We start from the raw sequence: 15,113 nt of genomic DNA, 5'->3' as shown, positions 1-15,113 counted from the left end.
AAGCGCACCCCCGAAGGCCTCTCGCGGTACATCGGAGACCTTCTCAAGACCATCCGACAATCCGAATGCTGCAACTACATTCACAGCGCCGGATATGCTCTCGTCAAAACGTGAAACGCTCTAGACCGAAGGCGTGATCGGGACGCCGAAGCGCGCCTTCAGTCGGGCCAGCACCTGGTCGCGGGTGTGACGGTAGGCATCGAGTCGCATCTCCCGCGACCCTTCCACGGCACTGGGGTCGGGCGTCGGCCAGTACTCCACCTCGGTCGCCGTACCACGCGTGAATTCGAGCGCGCTGTGATGGGCTTCCGGCGACAGGGTGACGATCAGGTCGAACGAGGCGGGATCGACGTCATCAAACGTCTTGGCATGGTGGCGATGAACGTCGATGTCGAGTTCGTCGAGGACGGACACCGCGAAGCCATCGACCTCGCTCGCGCGCACCCCCACCGAATCCACATAGAGCGACCGCCCGTAAAGCCGCTTGGCCAGCGCCTCGGCCATTGGCGACCGGACCGAATTCTCGCTGCAGGCGAAGAGCAGGCTGGCGGGCAGTCCGGTCATCGCCCCGCAGCTCTCACGATTTGATGTGGAGCGCGCAGATCAGCGTGAACAGCCGGCGGGCCGTGTCGTGATCGACCTCGATCTTGCCGTCGAGCCGCTCGCGCAGCAGTTCGGAACCCTCGTTGTGGAGGCCGCGCCGGCCCATGTCGAGTGCCTCGATCTGCGACGGTCCCAGCTTCTTGATGGCGGCGTAGTAGCTCTCGCAGATCAGGAAGTAGTCCTTCACGACCTTGCGGAACGGCGTCAGCGACAGGACGATGTCGCGCAGTTTCTCGTCGGTCTCGTTGCGCACGTCGAAGACGAGGCGCTGCTCGAAGATGCCGATGCGCAAGCGGTACGGACCGGGCTGGCTGCCGACAAGGGAGAAGTCGTTCTCCTCGATCAGGTCGAACAGCGCGACGGCGCGCTCGTGCTCGACCTCGGGTGTGCGACGGGCCACCGAGTCCTCATCCAGCACGACGTCGACGATTCGCCGCGCCTTGTCTTGGGTCGACCCTGCCGGCATTGCTAGCGACCCATCCGGAGCGAAACCGAGCGGCCGTGTGCTCCAAGCCCTTCGGCGTCGGCGAGCGCAACCGCCGACGGGCCGAGCGCGGCCAGCGACTGCGGCGTGCAGGCAACCAGCGAGGTACGCTTCAGGAAGTCGGCGACGCCCAGCCCGCCCGAGAAGCGGGCGGCGCGCGAGGTCGGCAGCACATGGTTCGTGCCGGCAACGTAGTCTCCGATCGCCTCGGGCGTGTGGCGACCGAGGAAGATCGCGCCGGCGTGACGGATCTTCTCCGACAGCGCTTCGGCCTCCGCCATTTCCATCGCCAGTTCGACGTGCTCGGCGGCGATGGCGTCGACAATCGGCAGTGCCGCGGCAAAGTCCGGCACCAGGATCACCGCGCCATTGTCGCGCCAGCTCGCGCCGGCAATCTCGGCACGGTCGAGGGTCTCCAATTCGACCTCGACCGCGCGGACGACAGCGTCCGCGAAAGCCGCATTGTCGGCGATCAGCACCGACTGCGAGGACGGATCGTGTTCGGCCTGCGACAGGAGATCGGCCGCGATCCACTGCGGGTCGTTGTGCCGGTCGGCGACGACCAGGATTTCCGAAGGTCCGGCAATCAGGTCGATGCCGACCTGGCCGAACACACGCCGCTTGGCGGCCGCGACATAGGCATTGCCCGGTCCCGTGATCTTGTCGACCGGCTTGATCGACTGCGTGCCGTAGGCGAGCGCGGCAACGGCCTGCGCGCCACCGATGCGCCAGACTTCGTCGGCCCCGGCGATCTCCGCGGCCAGCATGACCAGCGGATTGAGCGTGCCGCCGGGCGTCGGCACCACCATCACGATGCGCCCCACGCCCGCGACCTTGGCCGGCACGATGTTCATCAGCACCGACGACGGATAGGCCGCCGTGCCCCCCGGCACGTAGACGCCGGCCGCATCGACGGGACGGTAGCGCGCCCCGAGCCGCGTGCCGGTGGCGTCGGTGAAGTCGACGTCCTTCGGCATGAGCGCGCGATGGAAAGCCTCGATGCGCCTGGCCGCGAACGTCAGCGCCTCGCGCTGCGCCGCCGGCACTTTTTCCGCCGCAGCCGAACGCTCGCCGTCGGAGATGCGCATGTTGTCGACGGTGATGCCGGCCCAGTCGAACTTCGCGGTGTAATCGACGACCGCCGCGTCGCCACGCGCCCGCACGTCGGCCACGATACCGGCGACGACGCGGTCCACATTCTCGTCGGTGTCCCGATTGCGCCCGAGGAAGGCCGAAAATTCCTTTTCGAAACCCGGCGCCGAAGCGTCGAGCCTAAGCGGCACTGGCCACTCCCGCGGCGACTTCGCGGAACCGGTCGATCCAGTGGCCGACCCGCTCGGGCCGAGTCTTGAGCGCGGCGCGGTTCACGATGAAGCGCGAGGTGATGTCGGCGATGTGCTCGATCTCGACCAGACCGTTGTCCTTCAGCGTGCGGCCGGAATCGACGAGGTCGACGATGCGGTGGCTGAGGCCGAGCGAGGGCGCCAGTTCCATCGCGCCCGACAGCTTCACGCACTCGGCCTGAACGCCGCGCGCGGCGAAGTGGCGGCGCGTCACCTCGGGATACTTGGTGGCGATGCGCACGTGGCTCCAGCGCCGCGGATCGTCGCTGCCCGCCATCTCGACCGGCTCGGCGACGGCCAGCCGGCACCTGCCGATGCCGAGATCGATCGGTGCGTAGATCTCGGGATAGTCGAACTCCATCAGCACGTCGGCGCCGGCGATGCCGAGATGCGCGGCCCCGAAGGCCACGAAGGTCGCGACGTCGAAGGAGCGGACGCGAATGATGTCGAGGTCGGGATGGTTGGTCGTGAAGCGGAGCTGGCGGGCGTCCGGATCGGCGAAGGCCGCCTCCGGTTCGATGCCGGCGCGCGCAAAGACGGGGGCAGCCTCCTTGAGGATGCGTCCCTTGGGCAGCGCCAGGATGAGCTTCTCGTTAGCCTCGCTCGACACGACTGATCTCCAGTAACGAACGCCCGCCCCTCGCCGGAGCCGGAAAGGCTATTCGACCGGGTGGGCGGGCTTCCACGGGGTGGGCCAAGGCTCCCCGACATCCCCCAAATGGCATGCGAGACGGCCGATTTCCAGCCGTATGGCCCGGCCGGCCGAGAAGCGCACGAGTACTGAATGGTCGTTTTCCAGCACCACGGCCAGCACTTCGAGCATCCGGTCGGGCTCGCCGGTCGGGATGTCATGGTGCCGCACCGCCGTCACCTCGTTGAAAACGAGGGCGGAATGGGTGCGGGAGTGGCCGATCCCCTGCTCCGGGTCGGCTTCCCAGCGGAACCGGTTCAGCAGCAGGACGAAGCGCTTCTCGTCCTTCAGGTAGGCGCAGTCGCGGACCGCCACCAGCGCGTCCTGGACGGCAGCCGAAAGGATGGCCAGGTCGTCGGCGTCGAGCGCCGACAGTTTCAGCTTCCCCGTCATGCGCCTCAGCCCTTCAGCCGCTCGATATCCGCGCCGCAGCCGCCGAGCTTCTCCTCCAGCCGCTCGAAACCGCGGTCGAGGTGGTAGACGCGGTGGAGCATCGTGTCGCCCTCCGCCGACAGGCCGGCGATGGCCAGCGATACCGAGGCGCGCAGGTCGGTCGCCATGACCTCCGCGCCGCGCAGCTTCGGCACGCCGCGCACCAGCGCCGACTGGTGATGGATGGTGACGTTGGCGCCCATGCGGGCCAGTTCCGGCACATGCATGAAGCGGCTCTCGAAGATCGTCTCGGTGATCATCGACGCGCCCTCGGCGCGGGTCATCAGCGCCATCATCTGCGCCTGGAGATCGGTCGGGAACCCGGGGAACGGCTCGGTCATCACGTCGACGCCGCGCAGCGCGCCGTTGGTCCGGTGGACACGCATGCCCTTCTCGGTGTCCTCCAGCGTGACGCCGGCGGCGCGCAGGCTGGAGGCCACCGTGTCGATCAGGTCGACCTTGCCGCCGATCAGCTCGACATCGCCCGCGGTCATGGCGACGGCCATGGCATAGGTGCCGGTCTCGATGCGATCGGGAATGACCGCGTGCTCGATGGCGTTGAACGAGGTCACGCCCTCGATGGTGAGCGTCTCGGTGCCGATACCGCCGATCGGCACGCCCATCGCTGACAGGCACTCGGCGAGGTTGGTGATCTCGGGCTCGCGCGCGGCGTTGTCGAGCACGGTCGTGCCCTTGGCCAGCGCGGCGGCGATCATCAGATCCTCGGTCGCGCCCACGGACACCTTGGGGAAGGTGTAGCGGCCGCCGCGCAGGCCCTTCGGCGCGCGGGCGACCATGTAGCCGCCGTCGATGTCGATCTCCGCGCCCATCGCCTTCAAACCCGCGATGTGCAGGTCGACGGGACGCGCGCCGATGGCGCAGCCGCCCGGCAACGAGACCCTGGCCTGGCCCTCGCGCGCCAGCAGCACGCCCAGCACCAGCATCGAGGCGCGCATCTTGCGCACGATGTCGTAGGGCGCGGTGGTCGAGGTGATGTTCGCCGCCTTCAGCACCAGCGTCGTGCCGTGGCTGTGGCCGTTCTCGCCGGCCGCCGCCGAGACTTCCACGCCATGCTGCTGCAGGAGCTGGATCATGGTCGAGATGTCGGCCAGGCGCGGCACGTTGTGCAGCGTCAGCGGCTTGTCGGTCAGCAGCGACGCCACCATCAGCGGCAGGGCCGCATTCTTGGCACCGGAGATGCGGATCTGGCCCTTGAGCTGATGGCCGCCCCTGATGCGAATCTTGTCCATGGTCGCCTCCGCTCAGATTTTCGGCAGGGTGACGCCGCGCTGGCCTTGATACTTCCCGGCCTTGTCGCGGTAGGAAACCTCGCAGGGCTCGTTGCCCTGGAGGAAGAGGAACTGGCACGCGCCCTCGTTGGCGTAGATCTTCGCGGGCAGCGGCGTGGTGTTGGAGAATTCCAGGGTCACGTGACCCTCCCACTCCGGTTCCAGCGGCGTCACGTTCACGATGATCCCGCAGCGCGCATAGGTCGACTTGCCGACGCAGATCACCAGCACGTCACGCGGGATGCGGAAATATTCGACCGTCCGCGCCAGTGCGAAGGAATTGGGCGGGATGACGCAGACATCGGTGTTGCGGTCGACGAAGCTCTGCTGGTCGAAGTTCTTGGGATCGACGATCGAGGAATTCACGTTGGTGAAGATCTTGAAGTCATTCCCGACACGGGCGTCGTAGCCGTAGGACGACAGGCCGTAGGAGATGACCCCTTCCCGCTTCTGGGCGTCGACGAAGGGCTCGATCATGCCCTTCTCCTGCGCCATGCGGCGAATCCAGCGGTCGGAAAGAATGCTCATCAGGAGGCGCTTCTAAAGGAGGGAGGGGGCCGGCTCAACCGCCGGGCTTGTCACTGGTGTCCGCCGGCTTCGGGACATCCCCCTTGGCGCGCGCCTGCGCCTTGCGCCGCTTCAGGTTTTCACGCAGAGCAGCAGCCAGCCGTTCGGCGCGTTCATCTTTCGGCGGAAGGGATTTGGAGGGGGCCGTCATGGCGGGGAGGATACACCATTGATCGAGGCCCTGCGCACGCCAGATGAGCGGTTCGCCGATCTTCCGGACTGGCCCTTCCGGCCGAACTATCTCGCGCGGACGGATGCGCTGCGCCTGCATTATGTCGACGAGGGTCCCCGCAATTCGGGGAAAACCTTCCTCTGCCTGCACGGCCAGCCCACCTGGAGCTATCTCTACCGGCGCATGATCCCCCATTTCACGGCCGCTGGGCACCGGACCGTCGCGCCGGATTTCCTGGGTTTCGGCCGGTCGGACAAGCCGAAAGACGAGGCCGTCTACACGTTCGAGTTCCATCGCGACACACTGCTCGGCGTGATCGAGGCGCTCGACCTGCGCAACATCGTGCTGGTCGTGCAGGACTGGGGCGGCCTGATCGGGCTGACGCTGCCGATGGCGGCACCCGAGCGCTACACGGGGCTGCTGGTCATGAACACCGACCTCGGCACGGGCGATCGCCCGCTCGGCCCAGGGTTCCTCGCCTGGCGCGACTTCTCCAACCGCAATCCCGACCTGAACATTGCCGCCCTGATGAAGCGCGCCTGCCCGCACCTTTCCGACGCCGAAGCGGCCGCCTATGGCGCGCCCTATCCGGACGGTTCCTACAAGGCGGGCGTCCGACGCTTCCCCAATCTGGTGCCTGACCGGCCGGACGCCGGCGGTGCCGACCTCTCCCGCGAGGCCCGGACCTTCTGGCGCGAGCGCTGGGCCGGTAAGAGCCTGATGGCGATCGGCATGAAGGATCCGGTCCTGGGCCCACCGATCATGCGCGAACTTCACTCCGTCATCCGCAATTGTCCGCCGCCGGTGGAAATCACCGATGGCGGCCACTTCGTTCAGGAATGGGGCGATGAAATCGCCCGCGAGGCCCTGAAGCAGCTCTAACTCAATCGCCCGCCGCCGGAACACCGGTGAGCGGCTCGTCGCCGCGCTTCTTCGAATGGTCGGCCGCCAGCATCACATAGACGGCCGGCACCACGAACAGGGTGAACAGCGTACCGACGGCCAAGCCGCTCGCGATCACCAGGCCCATCGAGAACCGCGACAGTGCGCCCGCGCCGGTCGCCACGATCAGCGGCACCACGCCCAGCACCATCGCCGCGGTCGTCATCAGGATCGGGCGGAGACGGATGGAAGCCGCCTCGAGGATGGCCTCGCGCCGCGACTTGCCGGCTTCCTGCAACTCGTTCGCGACCTCGACGATCAGGATGCCGTGCTTGCTGATCAGGCCCATCAGGGTCACGAGCCCGACCTGGGTGTAGATGTTCAGGGTCGCGCCCGGCATGCCGATCGTGCTGAGCGCCATCAGGAAGATGAGTGCGCCGGCAATCGACATCGGCACCGAGAACAGGATGATCAGCGGATCGCGGAAGCTCTCGAACAGCGCCGCGAGCGACAGGTAGATGATGATCAGGGCGAAGCCGAAGGTGACGATGAAGCCGCCGGTCTCCTGGATGTACTGCCGAGACGCGCCGCCGTAGTCGATGGAATAGCCCTGCGGCAGCGTGCGCTGCGCCAGCTCCTTCAACGTCTCCAGCGCCTCGGCCTGCGACACGCCGGGAAAGGCCACGCCCTGGATAGTGGCGCTGTTGAGCTGCTGGAAGTGGTTGAGCGACTGCGGGATCGCCTTGGTGACGATCTTCGCGACCGTCGACAGCGGCACCGAGGAACCGTCGGCCGCCTTGATGTGATAGTCGAGGATCTGGTCGATGTTCTGCCGCGAGGACTGCTGGACCTGCGGGATCACCTTGTAGGACCGGCCGTCGAGCGCGAAGTAGTTGACGTAGCCGCCGCCCAGCATCGAGCCCAGCGCGCCGCCGATGTCGCTCATCTTCAGCCCGAGCTGGGCCGCCTTTTCGCGATCGATCACCACGGTGGCCTGCGGCGCATCGATCTTGAGGTCGGTATTCAGGAAGATGAACCGGCCGGTGGCGAGCGCCTCCTGCAGGAACTTCTGCGCCACGTCGTTCAGTGCGTCGAACCCGCCGGTCGTGTTGATCACGAACTGGATCGGCAGCCCGGTCGAGCCCGGCAGCGGCGGCGGCTGGAAGGCCACGACCTGCGCGCCGGCGATGCCCGCCAGCTGCTGCTGCACGATCGGCTGGAGCTGATTGGAGGTCATCGCGCGCTGGTCCCACGGCTTCAGCACGTAGCCCGCAATCGACTGGCCGGGCACGTCGAGCTGGAAGACGTGATCGGTCTCGGGATGGCCGGCGCCGATCTTGTAGATCTCGCGGGAATAGATCTGGCGCTGGTCGATGGTCGAGTTGGGCGCCGAGGTCGCAAAGGCGATGATGACGCCCTGGTCCTCCTGCGGCGCCAGCTCGCTGCTGGTCGCCGAATAGAGGAAGACGATGCTGCCCAGCACCAGCACGGCGAAGACCGCCGTCACCGGCAGATAGTTGAGGCTGCCCGTCAGCCAGCGCGAGTAGCCGCGGCGCAGGCTGTCGAACACGCGGTCGATGCCGCGGATCAGGCGAGCCTCGAGGCCACGATCGTTCTCGGTGTGCGGCTTCAGCATGCGCGAGCACATCATGGGCGAGAGCGTCAGCGCCACGATCGCCGAGATGGTGACCGCGCCGACCAGCGTGAAGGCGAACTCGGTGAACAGCGCGCCGGTCAGGCCGCGCTGGAAGCCGATCGGCACATAGACCGCGATCAGCACCACGGTCATGGCGATGATCGGCCCACCCAGCTCGCGCGCCGCCTGGATGGCGGCCGGGAAAGGCTTCTGCCCCTCCTCCAGATGCCTGTTCACGTTCTCGACCACGATGATGGCATCGTCGACCACCAGGCCGATCGCCAGCACCAGCGCCAGCAGGGTCAGCAGATTGATCGAGAAGCCGAAGGCCGCCATCATCGCGAAGGTACCGATCAGCGACAGCGGGATGGCGATGACCGGGATGATCACCGATCGCACCGACCCCAGGAACGCGAAGACCACGAGGGTCACGATTACCAGCGCCTCGATCAGGGTCCGGATCACCTCCTCGATCGAGGAGTTCACGAACTCCGTAGAGTCATAGATGATCTGCCCGTTCAGCCCCTGCGGAAGCTGCGCCTGGATCTCGGGAAAGATCTTGCGGACACCGGCGATGACGTCGAGCAGGTTGGCGGCCGGCGCGACCTGGATGCCGATATAGACCGCCTTCTGGCCGTCGAAACTCACCTCGGATTCGTAGTCGTCGGAGCCCAGGGTCACATTGGCGACGTCGCTCAGGCGGACGATCGCGCCCTTGTCCTGCTTCAGCACCAGGTTGCGGAATTCCTCGAGCGAACTCAGCGCCGTCGAGGCCTTGAGGGTGACCTGCACCATCTGGCCCTTGGTCGTGCCGAGGCCTGCGATGTAGTCGTTCGCCGTCAGCGCCTGGCTGACATCGGCGGCGGTCAGCCCGTAGGCCGCGAGCTTCTGCGGATCGAGCCAGGCGCGCAGCGCGAAGTTCTTGGCGCCCAGCAGCTCGGCCGTCTGCACGCCCTCGACCGCCTGCAGCTTGGGCTGCACGACGCGGACGAGGTAGTCGGTGATCTGGTTGGGCGCGAGTTCGGTGCTGTTGAAGCCGATATACATCGCGTCGATCGTCTGGCCGATCTTCACCGTCAACACGGGCTGCTGCGTGCCCGGGGGCAACCGGTTCAGCACCGAACTGACCTTGGTGTTGATCTCGGTCAGCGCCTTGCTCGAATCGTAGTTGAGCCGCAGGTAGACCGTGATGGTGCTGACGCCGCTCTGGCTGGTCGACGTCATGTAGTCGATGCCGTTGGCCTGGGCGATCGCCTGCTCCAGTGGCGTGGTGATGAAGCCCGCGATGACGTCGGGATCGGCACCGTAATAGGTCGTCGTGACCGTGACGACGGCGTTCTCAGTGCGCGGATACTGTAGCACCGGCAGGGCGCTGATGGCGCGCAGGCCGACGACGAGAATCAGCAGGCTCACCACGCACGCCAGCACCGGGCGGCGGATGAAGATGTCGGTGAACTTCATGGGACGATGTCCTGCGGGCTGGATTACTTGTCGACGATCTTCGGCGCGGCGTCGTTGGTCGGTACGGCGCTGTTGTTCACGACCACCGGCACGCCGTTGCGCAGCTTGATCTGGCCGGAGGTCACGACCGTGTCGCCCTCCGAGACGCCCTTCACGATCGCGACCTGGTCGCCGCGCGTGGCGCCCGTCGTGACGAAGACCTGGCGCGCGGCGAGCTGCGGCTTGCCGTCGGGCCCTTGGCCCTTTTCATCGACGATGTAGACCAGCGAGCCGTAGGGATTGTAGCTCACCGCGGTCTGCGGCAGCGTCACCAGCCGCTGCGCCGTGCCGGTATCGAGTTCGACCGTGGCGAACATGCCGGGCAGCAGCTTCTGGTCGGCATTCGACACCGTGGCCCGCACCTGCACGTTGCGGCTGCCCGTATCGATCTTCGGGTTGATGGCGGTGATCTTTCCTTCGAAGGTGCGACCGGGGAAGGCATCGACCTTCGCCCGCACCTTCTCACCGACCGTGATCTGCGCCACCGCCTGCTGCGGCAGCAGGAAGTCGATGAAGGTCGGATCGAGCGACTGTAGGGTGGCGATCTCGGTGCCGGCCGAGAGGAACTGACCGAGGTCGACCTGGCGGAGGCCGAGCTTGCCGTCGAACGGCGCGCGCAGCGTCTTCTTGTCGAGGATCGCTTTCTGGACGGCGACCTGCGCCCTGGCATTGCGCAGGTTGGCTTCGTCGTTGTCGACGATGGCCTGGCTGATCGCCTGCGCCTTGAGTTGCTTCACATCGCGGTCGTAGGTGATCTGCGCCAGCGATGCCGTCGCCTCAAGCGATTGCAGCCGGGCCTCCTCGTCCTCCTTGCGCAGGGTCAGCAGCACCTGGCCCGCCTTCACTTCGTCGCCCGACTGGAAGCTGATGGTCTCGACCACGCCTGGCACCTCGAGCGACAGCTCGGCGCCGCGTACGGCACGCAGGCTGCCAACCGCATCGATCTTCGGCTGCCAGTCGCTCGTCTCGGCCTTCGTCGCGGAGACGGTCTGGGGCATGTTGGCCATGCCGGCCATCGCTTCCTGGATCTTGCCGTTGACGAAGGTCTTGAAGCCGAACAACCCGCCGAGCACCGCGCCGACGAGAATGAGCATGATGAGCATTCGCTTGATCATCGTATGCCTCTTGAGTTGATCTGGATGACTGGTCTGATTGCGATGAAGCGGCCGGTCAGTGACCGGCGCGCGGGAGCCTGATGTCCTGGACGGGCGGTAGCGTGAAGCGCGACGGCGTGCCCATGGATTTCGGATCGACGTCGCTGCGGTTCCACCAGCCGCCTCCCAGCGCCTGGAACAGCGCCGCCGTGTCGGAGTAGCGCGCCGCTTGCGCGCGCAGCCGGTTGATGACCGCCGTCTGATAGGTCTGCTGGGCGTTCAGCAGGATCAGGTAATTCACCGCGCCCAGCTGATACTGCTGTTCGGACAGCCTGAGGCTCGCCGCGGCCGTCTGTTCGGCCGCGACCTGCGCGCGCAGCGTGTCGGCGTCGGCCTGCAGGGCGCGCAAGGCATTGGCGACGTCCTGGAACGCCGACAGCACGACGCCGCGATACTGCGCGGCGGCACGCTCGTAGGCGGCGATCGCCGCCTTGCGCTGGCTGTCGAGCCGGCCGCCGTCGAACACGGTCTGCGCAATGCCGAGGCCGATACTCCACACGCCCGCGCCGGGCACGAGCAGCGAACCGATGCCGCCCGAGGTGAATCCCAGCAGGCCCGTGATCGTGAACTGCGGCATCTGGTTGGAAACGGCGACGCCGATGTCGGCGCTGGCGGAGCGGAGTTGCGCCTCGGCGGCGCGCACGTCGGGCCGCTGCTCGACCAGCGTCGAAGGCAGGCTGAGCGGCAGTTCCTGCGGCAGCTTCAGCTTGGCGAGATCGAAGCTCTCGCCGCGATCCTGGTCAGGCGTCCGGCCGACCAGGCGCATCAACTGGTTGCGCTGCAGGGCGAGCTGCTTCTGCAGGGGCGGCAGGGTTGCCTGCGTCTGCGTGAGCGCGGCTTCCTGCGCCAGCACGTCGGCGCGCGAGGCGCCGCCCAGGTCGAACTGGCGTCGCACCACGGACAGCGAGTTGTTGAGGATGGCGATGATGCCCTTGGTCGCGTCGATCTGCGCCTGCAGCGAGGCGAGGTTGATCGCGGCCACCACGACGTTGGAGGTGAGCGTCAGGTAGGTCGCTTCGAGCTGGAAGCGCTGGACTTCCGCCAGCGCTTCCTTCGATTCGACCTGGCGCCGCACGCCGCCGAACACGTCGGGCGCATAGGAGATGTTCACCGACGCGGCGGTTACGCCGAAGATGGTGCCCGATCCCACTTGTCCCTGCGCCGCCGGCGAAGCGAGCTGCTGCTGGCCCGAGCCGTTGGCGCTGAGCGTCGGGAACAGGCTGCCCTGCTGGGCGAAGAAATTCTCGCGCGCCTGACGCAGCGCGGCCTGCGCGGCATCGACGTCGGGATTGGCCTGCATCGCTTCGCGGACCAGCGTGTCGAGCTGCTGCGACTGGAACAGCGTCCACCATTCGCCGGGAATGTCCTTCTCCGGCACGAAGGTCTGCGCCGCCCCGCCCGGTCCCGCCGCTGAACTCGTCTGAGGCGCCAGGGCTTCGGGTGTGTATGCGGTCGATGTCGGCTTGTCCGGCTTCACGAAATCCGGGCCGGAGGTGCAGCCGGCGAGGAGGAGCGCCGTGAAGGTGGCGAGGAAAGGCGAACGCTTGGACATGGGCTTACTCGTGGGCTTACTCGTGGGCGTACTCGTGGGCGTACTCGCGGGCGTACTCGTGAAGCACTATCGGGCCGACACGGCGGCGCGGCAGATGGCGAGCGTGTGTTCGCGCACGATCAGCTTGATCAGGCGGACGCTCTCGCCGTCGAGGCCGGCCGCCGCAAGGATGGGGCGCTTGTTGTTGCTGCAGAAGATGACGACCTGGCCGATCAGGGCCATCGTCCGCATCGTCATCTCCTGATCGGCCTCCGACCTGCCGTGAAGGCGCGCCAACAGGGCGAGGCAGGGATTGAAGATCTGCCGCATGCCGTTGTCATGCAGCCGGTCTAGACCGGGCGTCTCCTCGACCTCGGCGCGGGCGAAGAACAGACGGCGGCTTTCGACCTGCGCGCCGCTGGTCACCAGGGTGACGAAGGTTTCCAGCATGTCGCACAGGAGTTCGGTCAGTTCGGCCGGGGTGACATCGGCCCGGTCGAGCGCGGCCCGCACGCGGGGCGACAATCCGGCCATGTGCCGCTCGGTGTCGGCCACGATGTCTTCGATGATGGCCCGGTAGAGGCCTTCCTTGTTGCCGAAATAGTACTGGATGGCCGGCAGGTTCACGCCCGCACCCTCGGCGATCTGCCGGGTGCTCGCGCCCTCGTATCCGTGAGCGGCGAAGAGATCGAGCGCGCTTTCGAGAATGCGCCGCCGCGAATCTTCCCCTCTTGCCTGGGTGGCTGGGCGACCACGGCCGGTCGTTTGTGGCTCGATCATAAATTCCCTGAACAGCGTTAAGCTGAGCTGGTTTAATATCGTCCGATATACTATGTCAATCGATAGATATTATCTTGCATCGCGCAAATTAGAAGCATTCGCTATTGTCGACCCTCGCCGAAGGCGCCTGGAATCGCTGAGTTTTCGGGATCGATGCGACGCGGGTTCTCAATCCGGCGATCGCCAGACCGAGCGTCTTCCTCTCAGGCCGTAACCGGGCGGCGAGCCGGGTTCAGGAAGAGAGCTTCGTCGCGAGCGACTTCGGCACACGCACCGGCATGTCGAGGAGCATCTGCGCGAAGGCCTTGGCCAGGGGATCGGCCTTGAGCGAGGCCATGCCGCCGCCGCCCAGCGCCTGGCGCAGCAGGAAGTTGAAGCCCTTGATGCCGGGCAGCCGCCAGCGCGTGACCGGCCCCTCGATGCGGTGGGCGAAGTACTTCGCCACGGCCTCCTCCGTCACCTCGGCCTCGAGGATCGGCTCGTACTCAGGCCGGCGCGCGAAGATGCCGATGTTGGCATTGTCGCCCTTGTCGCCCGAGCGACCGTAGGCCAGCGCGATCAGCGGTACGGTGGTCGTGTCGCCGGCCCGCGACGGCGAAGCCGCAGGCGCTTCGACCGGCAACTGTGCCGCCGTGAAGCCGCCACTGCGGGCACCCTCCTGCAACGCGATCCGGTGACCGGCGACGTCGACGGTGACCGGCACCATCGTCTTCGGCACGAGGCAGGAGAACATGCGGATGACCGGCGACGGCGAGACGCGGCCCGCGCCGAAGCTGCCGGTCATGCCGACCACGCCGCCGGTCGACATCGGCGAGATCTCGCGGCCGAGCAGCCCGAGCGCTTCCTTCTGGTCGTGCCTCGCGGCGATCTTCACCACCACCTCGCGCGCGTCGGGTGTACGGCCGTGCGGCCCATAGGTCGCCTCGCTGCCGATCACTTCGATGCTGACGTCGCGATAGTCGGCCATGCCCTTCTCGGCGAACATGCGGCGCGTCTTCTTGATGATCGACTCGGCGCTGTGGCGTCCCTTGGCCACCGCCTCGCGTCCACCCAGCATGAAGATCGAACTGAACTTGTAGCCGTCGGGCCAGGTGGTCGAGACCTTGTAGGTGTCGGTGGGCGGCCGGCCCTTCGCGCCGCTGACGCGCACGCGATCCTTGCCGACCTGCTCGTAGGTGGCGTGGGTGAAGTCGCAGACCACGTCCGGCACCATATAGGCGCGCGGATCGCCGATCTCGTAGAGCATCTGCTCGGCGACCGTCGCGGTGGTGATCAGGCCGCCGGTATCGTCCGGCTTGGAGAGCACGAAGCTGCCGTCGCTCGACACTTCGGCAATCGGGAAACCCATGTTGTCGTAGTCCGGCACCAGCCGCCAATCGGTGAAGTTGCCGCCGTTGCACTGCGCGCCGCACTCGATGATGTGGCCACACAGCGTGCCGGCGGCCAGCCGGTCGAACTCCTCCGGCGTCCACGAGAAGGCGTGGATCAGCGCGCCCAGCGTCACGGCCGAATCGACGCAGCGTCCCGTGATGACGACGTCGGCGCCTTCGGAAAGCGCACGCGCGATCGGGAAGCCGCCGAGATAGGCGTTCATGCTGGCGATTTTCGCCGGAAGCTCCGCGCCGGTATCCATCTCGCGGATGCCGGCGGCGCGAAACTCGTCGACGCGCGGCAGGATGTCGTCGCCCAGTACCACCGCGACCTTGAGCGTGACGCCCGCCGCCTCGCAGGCCTTGAGCACCGCGTCGCGGCATGCCAGCGGATTGACGCCGCCGGCATTGGTCACGACCTTGATCTTCTTCTCGGCAATCTCGCGCGCCAGCGGCGCCATCACGACCGACACGAAGTCGACGGCATAGCCCGCCTGCGGGTTGCGCAGCTTTTGCGCCGCCATGATCGACATGGTGACTTCGGCGAGATAGTCGCTCACCAGATAGTCGACGTTGCCATGCCGCACGAGCTGCACCGCGGCGGTCTCGGTGTCGCCCCAGAAGCCCGAATGGCAGCCGATGCGGACCGTCTTCTCACTCATGGCGCAGCCCTCCGTGA

Annotated in this window: 14 protein-coding genes; 1 reads left to right on the top strand and 13 read right to left on the bottom strand. The window is 66.8% G+C overall.

The genetic code is table 11. The features are described 5' to 3' along the window. Nucleotides 1-120: 120 nt before the first annotated feature. Genes KQ910_RS26515 through KQ910_RS26480 form a run of 8 tightly spaced genes read right to left on the bottom strand, consistent with a single transcriptional unit; the run spans nt 121 to nt 5,560 of the window. Entirely contained in the window at nt 121-564 is a 444-nt protein-coding gene (locus KQ910_RS26515; RefSeq protein WP_216967140.1) for an arsenate-mycothiol transferase ArsC, read from the bottom strand. A 13-nt stretch (nt 565-577) separates the two neighbouring features. Continuing rightward, nucleotides 578-1,069 carry a UPF0262 family protein gene (locus KQ910_RS26510; RefSeq protein ID WP_216967137.1) on the bottom strand — a complete coding sequence of 164 codons (492 nt, stop codon included), beginning with the start codon at nt 1,067-1,069 and terminating at the stop codon, nt 578-580. A 2-nt stretch (nt 1,070-1,071) separates the two neighbouring features. Beyond that, nucleotides 1,072-2,370, bottom strand: a complete 1,299-nt coding sequence (gene hisD / locus KQ910_RS26505) for a histidinol dehydrogenase (protein ID WP_216967135.1) — start codon at nt 2,368-2,370, stop codon at nt 1,072-1,074. Beyond that, nucleotides 2,360-3,040, bottom strand: a complete 681-nt coding sequence (gene hisG, locus KQ910_RS26500; RefSeq protein WP_068192083.1) for an ATP phosphoribosyltransferase — start codon at nt 3,038-3,040, stop codon at nt 2,360-2,362. The genes hisD and hisG overlap by 11 nt, the downstream gene beginning before the upstream one ends. A gap of 48 nt (nt 3,041-3,088) precedes the next feature. Then, complete coding sequence (locus KQ910_RS26495; RefSeq protein WP_216967132.1) at nt 3,089-3,514, bottom strand: DUF2948 family protein; 426 nt, start codon at nt 3,512-3,514, stop codon at nt 3,089-3,091. 5 nt (nt 3,515-3,519) lie between these two features. Then, nucleotides 3,520-4,803: a UDP-N-acetylglucosamine 1-carboxyvinyltransferase gene (murA, locus tag KQ910_RS26490; protein WP_216967129.1), complete on the bottom strand. Its 1,284-nt coding sequence runs from the start codon at nt 4,801-4,803 to the stop codon at nt 3,520-3,522. Nucleotides 4,804-4,815: 12 nt separating this feature from the next. Next, on the bottom strand, nt 4,816-5,370 hold the full coding sequence (gene dcd, locus KQ910_RS26485) for a dCTP deaminase (protein ID WP_216967127.1): 555 nt from the start codon (nt 5,368-5,370) through the stop codon (nt 4,816-4,818). Between the two features lie 34 nt (nt 5,371-5,404). After that, the gene (locus KQ910_RS26480; protein WP_216967124.1) at nt 5,405-5,560 is read right to left on the bottom strand and encodes a hypothetical protein; all 156 of its coding nucleotides are present in this window, start codon (nt 5,558-5,560) and stop codon (nt 5,405-5,407) included. Between the two features lie 18 nt (nt 5,561-5,578). Between KQ910_RS26480 and KQ910_RS26475 the strand changes: the two genes are divergently transcribed. Beyond that, nucleotides 5,579-6,463 (top strand): haloalkane dehalogenase, encoded by an 885-nt coding sequence (locus KQ910_RS26475; RefSeq protein WP_216967120.1) that lies wholly within the window; start codon nt 5,579-5,581, stop codon nt 6,461-6,463. A gap of 1 nt (nt 6,464) precedes the next feature. On the opposite strand, the gene KQ910_RS26470 is transcribed toward KQ910_RS26475, so the two are convergent. The 5 genes from KQ910_RS26470 to KQ910_RS26450 all read right to left on the bottom strand — a co-directional run bounded on the left by KQ910_RS26470 (nt 6,465) and on the right by KQ910_RS26450 (nt 15,096). Beyond that, complete coding sequence (locus KQ910_RS26470) at nt 6,465-9,560, bottom strand: efflux RND transporter permease subunit (RefSeq protein WP_216967117.1); 3,096 nt, start codon at nt 9,558-9,560, stop codon at nt 6,465-6,467. Nucleotides 9,561-9,583: 23 nt separating this feature from the next. Next, complete coding sequence (locus KQ910_RS26465) at nt 9,584-10,714, bottom strand: efflux RND transporter periplasmic adaptor subunit (protein ID WP_216967114.1); 1,131 nt, start codon at nt 10,712-10,714, stop codon at nt 9,584-9,586. Nucleotides 10,715-10,769: 55 nt separating this feature from the next. Beyond that, entirely contained in the window at nt 10,770-12,305 is a 1,536-nt protein-coding gene (locus tag KQ910_RS26460) for an efflux transporter outer membrane subunit (RefSeq protein WP_216967111.1), read from the bottom strand. A 66-nt stretch (nt 12,306-12,371) separates the two neighbouring features. Beyond that, entirely contained in the window at nt 12,372-13,064 is a 693-nt protein-coding gene (locus KQ910_RS26455; RefSeq protein ID WP_216967107.1) for a CerR family C-terminal domain-containing protein, read from the bottom strand. 232 nt (nt 13,065-13,296) lie between these two features. After that, a complete protein-coding gene (locus KQ910_RS26450; protein WP_216967104.1) occupies nt 13,297-15,096 on the bottom strand; it encodes an acyclic terpene utilization AtuA family protein in 1,800 nt (599 codons plus the stop codon). Between the last annotated feature and the right edge of the window lie 17 nt (nt 15,097-15,113).

The sequence above is a fragment of the Reyranella humidisoli genome (assembly GCF_019039055.1).
Classification (GTDB): domain Bacteria; phylum Pseudomonadota; class Alphaproteobacteria; order Reyranellales; family Reyranellaceae; genus Reyranella; species Reyranella humidisoli.
Note: the sequence above shows the minus strand (reverse complement) of the source record. Positions and strands in the feature narration are given on the sequence as shown.